The 8,793-nt window shown below is 67.0% G+C and carries 8 protein-coding genes; 7 read left to right on the top strand and 1 reads right to left on the bottom strand.

Going from position 1 to position 8,793, the window contains the following annotated elements:
- A partial coding sequence (locus RWO33_RS17180; protein WP_314106385.1) for a transglycosylase domain-containing protein occupies positions 1-1,908 on the bottom strand: 1,908 nt, incomplete at its 3' end.
- Positions 1,909-2,132: 224 nt separating this feature from the next.
- Between RWO33_RS17180 and RWO33_RS17175 the strand changes: the two genes are divergently transcribed.
- The 7 genes from RWO33_RS17175 (at position 2,133) to RWO33_RS17145 (ending at position 8,697) form a co-directional block, all read left to right on the top strand.
- Entirely contained in the window at positions 2,133-3,191 is a 1,059-nt protein-coding gene (locus RWO33_RS17175; protein ID WP_038686523.1) for a pilus assembly protein PilM, read from the top strand.
- Positions 3,191-4,000 carry a PilN domain-containing protein gene (locus RWO33_RS17170; protein WP_314106382.1) on the top strand — a complete coding sequence of 270 codons (810 nt, stop codon included), beginning with the start codon at positions 3,191-3,193 and terminating at the stop codon, positions 3,998-4,000. The genes RWO33_RS17175 and RWO33_RS17170 overlap by 1 nt, the downstream gene beginning before the upstream one ends.
- Complete coding sequence (locus RWO33_RS17165) at positions 3,997-4,671, top strand: type 4a pilus biogenesis protein PilO (RefSeq protein ID WP_314106380.1); 675 nt, start codon at positions 3,997-3,999, stop codon at positions 4,669-4,671. Before RWO33_RS17170 ends, RWO33_RS17165 begins: the two co-directional genes overlap by 4 nt.
- A gap of 2 nt (positions 4,672-4,673) precedes the next feature.
- Positions 4,674-5,204, top strand: a complete 531-nt coding sequence (locus tag RWO33_RS17160) for a pilus assembly protein PilP (protein WP_314106378.1) — start codon at positions 4,674-4,676, stop codon at positions 5,202-5,204.
- Between the two features lie 20 nt (positions 5,205-5,224).
- A complete protein-coding gene (locus RWO33_RS17155; protein WP_314106376.1) occupies positions 5,225-7,204 on the top strand; it encodes a type IV pilus secretin PilQ family protein in 1,980 nt (659 codons plus the stop codon).
- Positions 7,205-7,302: 98 nt separating this feature from the next.
- Positions 7,303-7,575 (top strand): YkgJ family cysteine cluster protein, encoded by a 273-nt coding sequence (locus RWO33_RS17150; RefSeq protein ID WP_314106374.1) that lies wholly within the window; start codon positions 7,303-7,305, stop codon positions 7,573-7,575.
- Positions 7,576-7,665: 90 nt separating this feature from the next.
- Positions 7,666-8,697: a MoxR family ATPase gene (locus RWO33_RS17145; RefSeq protein WP_314106372.1), complete on the top strand. Its 1,032-nt coding sequence runs from the start codon at positions 7,666-7,668 to the stop codon at positions 8,695-8,697.
- Positions 8,698-8,793 lie beyond the last annotated feature (96 nt).

The raw sequence follows: 8,793 nt of genomic DNA, 5'->3' as shown, positions 1-8,793 counted from the left end.
GGCCGGTGCGGGGGCTGCCGCGGCGCCGAAGTTGAAGCCGTCCACCACCTGGCTCACCGGCGCACCGCCGCTGGTGCCTACGCAGTCGCGGCAGGCACGGGCAGGGTTCTCCTTGAACACCAGGTTGCCGTCGCGGTCGCTGACCTGGTCGATCAGCCAGGTATCCACGCGCGAGCCGCCGTTGGCGAACACCGCATAGCCGCGCGCCACCGACAGCGGGGTCAGCGAGGCCGTGCCCAGCGACATCGACAGGTTCGGCGGCAGTTCGGCCTCGGCGAAGCCGAACTCGCTGATGTACTTGCGGGCGTAGTCCACGCCCATCCCGTCCAGCAGGCGCACCGAGACCAGGTTGCGCGACTGCACCAGCGCCTCGCGCAGGCGCATCGGGCCGCGGAAGCCGCCGCCGTCGTTCTGCGGCTGCCAGGTCTTGCCGCGACGGTCGCGGAACACCACCGGGGCGTCCAGCACGATCGAGGCCGGGTTGAAGCCCTTGTCGAAGGCCGCTGCGTAGATGAAGGGCTTGAAGCTCGAGCCGGGCTGGCGACGGGCCTGGGTGGCGCGGTTGAACTTGTTGCCGGAGAAGCTGAAACCGCCGACCAGTGCCTTCAGCGCACCGCTCTGGGCGTCCAGCGAGACCAGTGCGGACTGGCCGCGCGGGATCTGGTCCAGCAGCCACTCGCCTTCCTTCTCGCCGCTGCGCACGCGCACGATGTCGCCGCGCTTGACCAGCTTGGCCGGGGTCTTTCCGGTCCACTTCGCGGCCGAGGCCGGCAACACCCGCTCGCTGCGGTCGGCCATCACCACGGTGGCGCTGCCGTCGGCAGCGGTGGCGGCCACGATCGCCGGCAGCAGCCCGGACTGGCCGGCGATGCCGCGCAGGTGGGTGGCCAGTGCAGCGGCATCGTCGCCCGCGCCCAGCGCCACCTGCTGTTCCACGCCGTGCCAGCCATGCCGGTGGTCGTACTGCAGCAGGCCATCGCGGACCGCCAGGTTGGCCGCGGTCTGCATCCCCGCGTTGATCGTGGTGGTGACGTGGTAGCCCTTGTTGAGCACGTCGCCGCCGAAGCGGGCGATCATCTCCTGGCGGACCAGTTCGGCCACGTAGGGGGCCTCCACCTGCACCGGCGGCTCATGCGCGGTGGCATGCATCGGCACCGCCTTGGCCGCGTCGGCCTCGGCCTGGGTGATGAAGCCCAGGTTGGCCATGCGCTGCAGCACGTAGAAGTCGCGGCGCTCGCGGGCGCGCTCCGGGTTGCTGATCGGGTTGCCGCTGGAGGGGAACTTGGGGATGCCGGCCAGCGAGGCCATCTCATCCAGGCTCAGCTCGCCCAGCTTCTTGCCGTAGTAGAACTCGGCCGCCGCGGCCACGCCGTAGGCGCGGTTGCCGAAGAAACTCTTGTTCAGGTACAGCTCGAAGATCTCGTCCTTGCTCAGCTCCTGCTCGATCTTGCGCGCCAGCAGGATCTCGGCCAGCTTGCGGGTGTAGCTGTATTCCGAGCTCAGGAAGAACTGCCGGGCCACCTGCTGGGTGATGGTCGACCCGCCCGGGACCCGCTTGTCGTTGGTAGTGGCCAGCAGCCACACCGCGCGCCCGATCCCCTTGTAGTCCACCCCCCCATGTTCGTAGAAGCGGGCGTCCTCGGTGGCCAGGAAGGCCTGCTTAAGGCGCTCCGGGACCTCCTTCATGGTGATCGGGGTGCGCCGGGACTCGCCGAACACGGCCATCAGCTCGCCGTCGGCCGCGTACACGTACATCGGCTCCTGCATCTCGATGTCGCGCAGGGTCTGGACGTCCGGAAGCCGCGCGGAAATGGCGAAGTACAGGCCTCCCGCGACAGCCGCGCCGACCAGGGCCAGGACCAGGAAAACCACCAGCATCCAGCGCAGCCAGCGTCGAAGACGAGTCATCAGTGACAGATTCCGATTGCGAATTTCGTGGCCGCAGAGTATAGATTACGCAAGGGAACGGCTGGGGTTGTTCCCGGGGAGAGCATTTCGGTGACCGTCAGGGGACGGGCGAAACGTGCGCTGCTGCGCGTTTTGCACGTTGATGGTTGCGATTTGCAAAAAAAACGTTATTAATGCGCGGGCGCAGGTTATGCGTCCAAGTGCCCGTCGGCAGGGGAGAAACCGTGGGGCTTATCCCAAAAAGCCAGTCGCCGCTTATCGGCGTCGACATCAGCTCGACTGCAGTAAAGCTCTTGCAGCTTTCCCGCAGTGGCAATCGTTTCCGTGTGGAACACTATGCTGTGGAACCACTTCCGCCGAATGCGGTGGTGGAAAAGAACATCGTGGAAGTGGAGGCCGTGGGTGAGGCCATCCGCCGCGCGGTGAACCGCTCCGGTACCAAGGCCCGGCATGCCGCCGCGGCCGTGGCCGGCTCGGCGGTCATCACCAAGCTCATCCCGATGCCGGCCGACCTGGACGAGAACGACATGGAAGCCCAGGTCGAGCTCGAAGCGGTCAACTACATCCCGTACCCGATCGAGGAAGTGAACCTCGATTTCGAGGTGCTCGGCGCCATCCCCAACAACCCGGAAATGGTCCAGGTGCTGTTGGCGGCCTCGCGGTCGGAGAACGTGGAGCTGCGCCAATCGGCGCTGGAGCTCGGTGGCCTGACCGCCCGGGTGATGGACGTGGAGGCCTTCGCGGTCGAAAACGCCTTCGCCCTGGTCGCCAGTGAACTGCCGATCGCCAGCGATGGCGTGGTCGCGCTGGTCGACATCGGCGCCACCATGACCACCCTGAACGTCCTTCGCGGCGGGCGCAGCCTGTACAGCCGCGAGCAGGTGTTCGGCGGCAAGCAGCTCACCGACGAGGTCATGCGCCGTTATGGCCTGACCTACGAGGAAGCGGGCCTGGCCAAGCGCCAGGGTGGGCTGCCGGAAAGCTACGAGATGGAAGTCCTCGAGCCGTTCAAGGAAGCCACCGTCCAGCAGATCAGCCGCCTCCTGCAGTTCTTCTATGCAGGCAGCGAGTTCAACCGGGTCGACCACATCGTGCTGGCCGGCGGTTGCGCGGCGCTGGCTGGCCTGCCGGAGATGGTGGAGGAACAGCTGGGCGTGGCCACCGTGGTGGCCAATCCGCTGGCACAGATGACGCTGGGTCCGAAGGTACAGGCGCATGCCCTGGCCCAGGACGCCCCGGCGCTGATGATTGCCACCGGGCTGGCGCTGAGGAGCTTCGACTGATGGCAAGAATCAATCTATTGCCCTGGCGCGCCGAACGGCGCAGGCAACGCCAGCGCGAGTTCATGACCATGCTTGGCTTCGCCGCCATCGCGGGCGTCGTGCTGTCGGCGCTGATCTGGTTCTACTACGACCGCCAGATCAGCGGCCAGGGGGATCGCAATGCCTTCCTGACCGCGGAAATCGAGCGGGTGAAGGAGCAGAACCAGGAAATCGACCGCCTTGATCGCCAGAAGGACCGCCTGCTGGCGCGCAAGAAGGTGATCGAGCAACTGCAGGCCAAGCGCTCGCAGATGGTGCACCTGTTCGACGCACTGGTCCGGACCATTCCCGATGGCCTGGTGCTGACCGCGCTGAAGCAGGAGGGCGACATCCTGACCCTGGAAGGCCGCACCCAGTCCAACGCCCGGGTCAGCGCCTACATGCGCAACCTGGAAAGCTCGGGCTGGATGACCAAGCCGGATCTGTCGGTGATCGAAGCGCGCAAGCCGGAAGAAGAAAAAGACAAGGTGGCAGGCCCGGTGGCGGACATCTCGGCATTGCCGTACGTGTTCGTGGTCAAGGTGACATTGCCGGCACAGAGCGAAGCGGTCGACGGCCTCGGACCGGACGGCAGCGTGATCACCCCGGGCACCGATCCGGCGGCCACGCCGGCCACCGCCCCGGGTGTGGCACCGCTGGCCCCGGCACCGGCCGACGGCGTACCGGCGACCCCGGCCCCGGCTGAGCCGGCGCCGGCTGGCAGCCGCATCGTTCCCACCCCGGCACCGCAACCGGCCGCGTCCAGCACGCCGCAGAAGGGGGCCGCATGAGCCAGAAGAAAGTGAACATCAAGGACCTGGACCTCAACAACATCGGCAACTGGCCGCAGCAGGCCAAGATCGTCTTCTGCGCCCTGCTGTCGCTGTTGATCATCGTCCTGGCCTGGTTCGTGCTTATCAGCGGCAAGCGCGACGAGCTTGACGCCCTGGAGGCAACCGAGGTCACCCTGCGCCAGGATTTTGAAAAGGAGCAGGGCCGGGCGGTCAACCTGGAGCCGCTGAAGCAGCAGCTGGCCCAGATGGAGCAGGTGCTGCAGCAGATGCTGCGCCAGCTGCCCAGCAAGACCGAAATGCCGGACCTGATCATCGACATCTCGCAGACCGCGCTGTCCAGCGGCCTGGTCAACGAGCTGTTCCAGCCCGGTGAGGAAGTGCCCAAGGAGTTCTACGCCGAAAAGCCGATCGCCCTGCGCATGGTGGGCAGCTACCACCAGTTCGGTGCCTTCGTCAGCGGCGTGGCTTCGCTGCCGCGCGTGGTCATCCTGACCATGCACGACATCAACCTCAAGCCCAAGGACCCCAAGACCGGCATCACCGCGCGCACCGGCGCGCTGGAGCTGTCGGGCACGGTCAAGACCTACCGGTACCTGGACGACGTGGAAATGGAAGCGCAGGAGAAAGCCGCCGCACAGGCCGCCGCTCCGACCGGAGGCCAGCAATGAACATGGCCCGTATCCTACGCGTCGGTGGGCTGTTGATGCTGGTCCTGCTGGCGGGCTGCGCACGTGGCATCACCAGCACCCCCGGCGACGCGCCGAACCTGGAAAAGTGGGTTGCCGACGTGCGTGCACGCCCGGCGCCGCCGCTTGAACCGCTGCCGGTCATGCAGCAGTTCGAGACCTTCGAATACTCCGCGCAGGGCATGCGGGATCCGTTCACCGACGCCTGGGCCAATCCCCAAGCCGGTGGTTCGGGCCTGCGTCCGGATCCGAACCGCCGCAAGGAGCCGCTGGAAGCCTTCCCGCTGGATGCCTTGGACATGGTCGGTTCGATCGGAAAAGGGGGCGGACTGGTCGCGCTGGTGATGGCACCGGACAAAGTTACCTATCGGGTGCGTCCGGGGGTCTACATGGGGCAGAGCGACGGTCGCGTGACCGGGGTCTTCGAAGACCGGATCGAACTGATTGAACTGGTGCCGGATGGCGCGGGCGGCTGGCTGGAACGGCCTGCATCGCTTGCGCTTGAAGATCAATGAATGATTATGGGGATAGCACGATGACCTTTTCCAACGCCATGCTGCAGCGTGCCGTCCGGCGCCCGAAGCTGATCCACCTGTGCGCGCTGGGAGTCGCGCTCATGGTGGCCAATGGCACGCTGATGGCGGCCACGCCGGCCGTTGCGGCGACCACCCAGGGGGCCGGCGCTGCGCCGGCCGCCGCGCCGGCCTCGCTGGCGGTGTCCAAGATCGACTTCAAGCGCGGTGAAGACGGCAGTGGCCGCCTGATCCTGCAGTTCGACGGCAAGGGCGCCAACCCGGACCTGCGTACGCAGGGCAACAGCGTCGTCGTCGACGTCGGCAACGCGACCCTGCCGGACACCCTGCAGAAGTCGATCAACGTGGTCGACTTCGCTACCCCGGTGCAGCGCATCGACCCGAAGCCGTACGGCGGTGGCACCCAGCTGGTGCTGAACACCAACACGGCCTTCGAGTCGCTGGCCTACCAGACCGACAACGAATACGTGGTCGAGATCAGCCCGCGCAAGAGCGCTCCGGCCACCGGTGCGATCAATGCCACCACCGTGACCCAGGCTGCGGCGGCGGTCGCCCAGCGTGGCTACAGCGGCAAGCCGGTGACCTTCAACTTCCAGGACGTGCCGGTGCGCACCGTGCTGCAGCTGATCGCCGAAGAGTCGAACCTCAACGTGGTCGCCTCCGACAGCGTCGCCGGCAATGTAACCCTGCGCCTGGTCAACGTGCCGTGGGACCAGGCGCTGGACATCGTGCTGCGTGCCAAGGGCCTGGACAAGCGCCGCGAGGGCGGTGTGATCTGGGTCGCGCCGCAGCCGGAGCTGGCCAAGTTCGAGCAGGACAAGGAAGACGCCCGCATCGCGATCGAGAACCGCGAAGACCTGGTCACCGACTACGTCCAGATCAACTACCACAACGCCGCGCAGATCTTCAAGGCGCTGACCGAAGCCAAGGGCATCGGGGGCGGCAGTAGCGGCGGCGGCGGCGGTGGTGGTGGTGGCGGCAGCAGCTCGCAGGAAGACAGCGGGTTCCTGTCCTCACGCGGTCGCCTGGTGGCCGATGAGCGCACCAACACGTTGATGATCAGCGACATCCCGAAGAAGGTCGCGCGCATGCGTGAGCTGATCAACGTGATCGACCGCCCGGTCGACCAGGTGCTGATCGAAAGCCGCATCGTGATCGCCACTGACACCTTCGCGCGCGAACTGGGCGCCAAGTTCGGCATCTCCGGCCGGCGTGACAATGTGTGGTTCGGCGGCAACACCGACCAGAACCACAACAACATCGACGACAACGGCCAGGCACAGCAGGAGTACGCCGAAGCGGTTGCCGAATGGCAAGCCAATGGTGGTCCGGCGCCGGTGCCGCCCGGCCAGATCTTCAACACACCGAACTTCAACTGGAACCTGCCGGTGGCAGCGGCCAGCAACCCGGGTTCGCTGGCGCTGTCGATCCTCAACGCGGGGTACCTGCTGGACGTGGAGCTGTCGGCCATGCAGCAGGAATCGCGTGGCGAAGTCATCTCCAACCCGCGCGTGGTCACCACCAACCAGCGTGAGGCGGTGATCAAGCAGGGTAAGGAAATCGGCTACGTGACCATCACCGGTGGAACCAGCGGTCAGGCTGCAACGCCCAACGTGCAGTTCAAGGAAGTGCTGCTGGAGCTGAAGGTCACCCCGACCATCACCAACGACAACCGCGTGTTCCTTAACATGTCGGTCAAGAAGGATGAAGTCGAAAGCTACATCGTGCTGGACGGCTACGGCCAGGTGCCCTCGATCAACCGCCGCGAAGTGAACACCGCGGTGCTGGTCGACGACGGCCAGACCGTGGTGATCGGTGGCGTGTATGAGTTCACCGACCGCAACAGCGTGAACAAGGTGCCGTTCCTGGGCGATGTGCCGTTCCTGGGCAACCTGTTCAAGAAGCGCAGCCGCAACAAGGACAAGGCCGAGCTGCTGGTCTTCGTCACCCCCAAGGTGCTGCGCGTGGCCAAGACCAACTGAGCCACCGCTCCCGCAGCTTGACCAGGATCCGGCGCCCTCCAGGGCGCCGGATTTTTTTTGTTCACCGCAGGGCAAGGTGGTGCAACTATCCTCGTGGCATGACCTCGGCCCCGCATTGTTCCGGCTGCACCGCACAATGCTGCCGACTGACGGCGGTGCTCGCTGCATCGGAATCCATCCCGTCGCATCTGACCGTCGACATGGGTGACGGGGTGCGCGCCATGGCCAAGGCAGCCGACGGCTGGTGCGTGGCGCTCGACCGGGCGACCCGGGCGTGCCGCATCTATTCCGGGCGGCCGCAGGTGTGCAGGCGATTCAAGATGGCCGGACCTTACTGCAGTGCGATCTTCGATGGCGTCCCTCGAACGTAGACGCGTTCAGGCAATCTTGATCCCGGTGCCGTCCCGGCCCTGCCATCATGGGTGCGGAACCTTACGCCTGTCGCGTGGTCAGATGGACCCATGAACCTGCCGCCCCCCATGCCTGCAACCGACCCCCTGTCCGTCACCCCCGCTCCGGAGCACGATCGCCTGCACGCCGGTTTCCGCGCGCTGCGCGAGGCGCTGTCGGCCGAGATCGTCGGCCAGGATGCCCTGGTCGAGCGCCTGCTGACCGCGCTGCTGGCTGACGGCCACCTGCTGGTGGAAGGTGCGCCCGGGCTGGCCAAGACCACCGCCATCCGCGCTCTCGCGGCGCGGCTGGAAGCGGACTTCTCGCGCGTCCAGTTCACCCCGGACCTGCTCCCGGCCGACCTGACCGGCACCGAGATCTGGCGCCCGCAGGAGGGCCGCTTCGAATTCGTACCCGGCCCGATCTTCCACCCGATCCTGCTGGCCGACGAGATCAACCGCGCGCCGGCCAAGGTGCAGTCGGCGCTGCTGGAGGCGATGGGCGAACGCCAGGTCACGGTAGGCCGGCATACCTACGCGCTGCCCACGCTGTTCCTGGTGATGGCGACGCAGAACCCGATCGAACAGGAGGGCACCTTCCCGCTGCCCGAGGCGCAGCTTGACCGGTTCCTGATGCACGTGCGGATCGGCTATCCCGATTCCACCGCGGAAGCCGAGATCCTGCGCCTGGCCCGCGAACGTGCCCGTGACGCGCTGGGCACGCCCGCGCCGGCGCCGTCGCGCATGCCGCTGGAGGACGTGTTCGCCGCCCGCCGCGCGATCCTCGACCTGCACATGGCACCGGCGCTGGAGCGCTATCTGATCGAACTGGTACTGGCCACCCGCGACCCCGCCCGCTATGACCCGGCATTGGCGCGACGCATCGCCTGGGGCGCCAGCCCGCGCGGTTCGATCGCGCTGGAACGCTGCGCCCGGGCCCGCGCCTGGCTGGCCGGCCGCGACTTCGTGACCCCTGACGACGTGCGCAGCGTGGCGCCCGATGTCCTGCGCCACCGCGTGCTGCCGAGCTACGAAGCCACCGCCGAAGGCTGGGACGGCGAACGACTGGTCGCCGAACTGCTGGCCCGCGTGCCGGTGCCCTGAGCGCGGCATGCACCTTCCCGACGACACCGCTGGCGCGGCGCTGGCCGGCAACGGCGTACAGCCGAGCCTGGCCGAACTGGTCGCCCTGCGTGGCAG

It is taken from the genome of uncultured Stenotrophomonas sp., assembly GCF_963519925.1.
Lineage (GTDB): Bacteria > Pseudomonadota > Gammaproteobacteria > Xanthomonadales > Xanthomonadaceae > Stenotrophomonas > Stenotrophomonas maltophilia_AE.
Note: the sequence above shows the minus strand (reverse complement) of the source record. Positions and strands in the feature narration are given on the sequence as shown.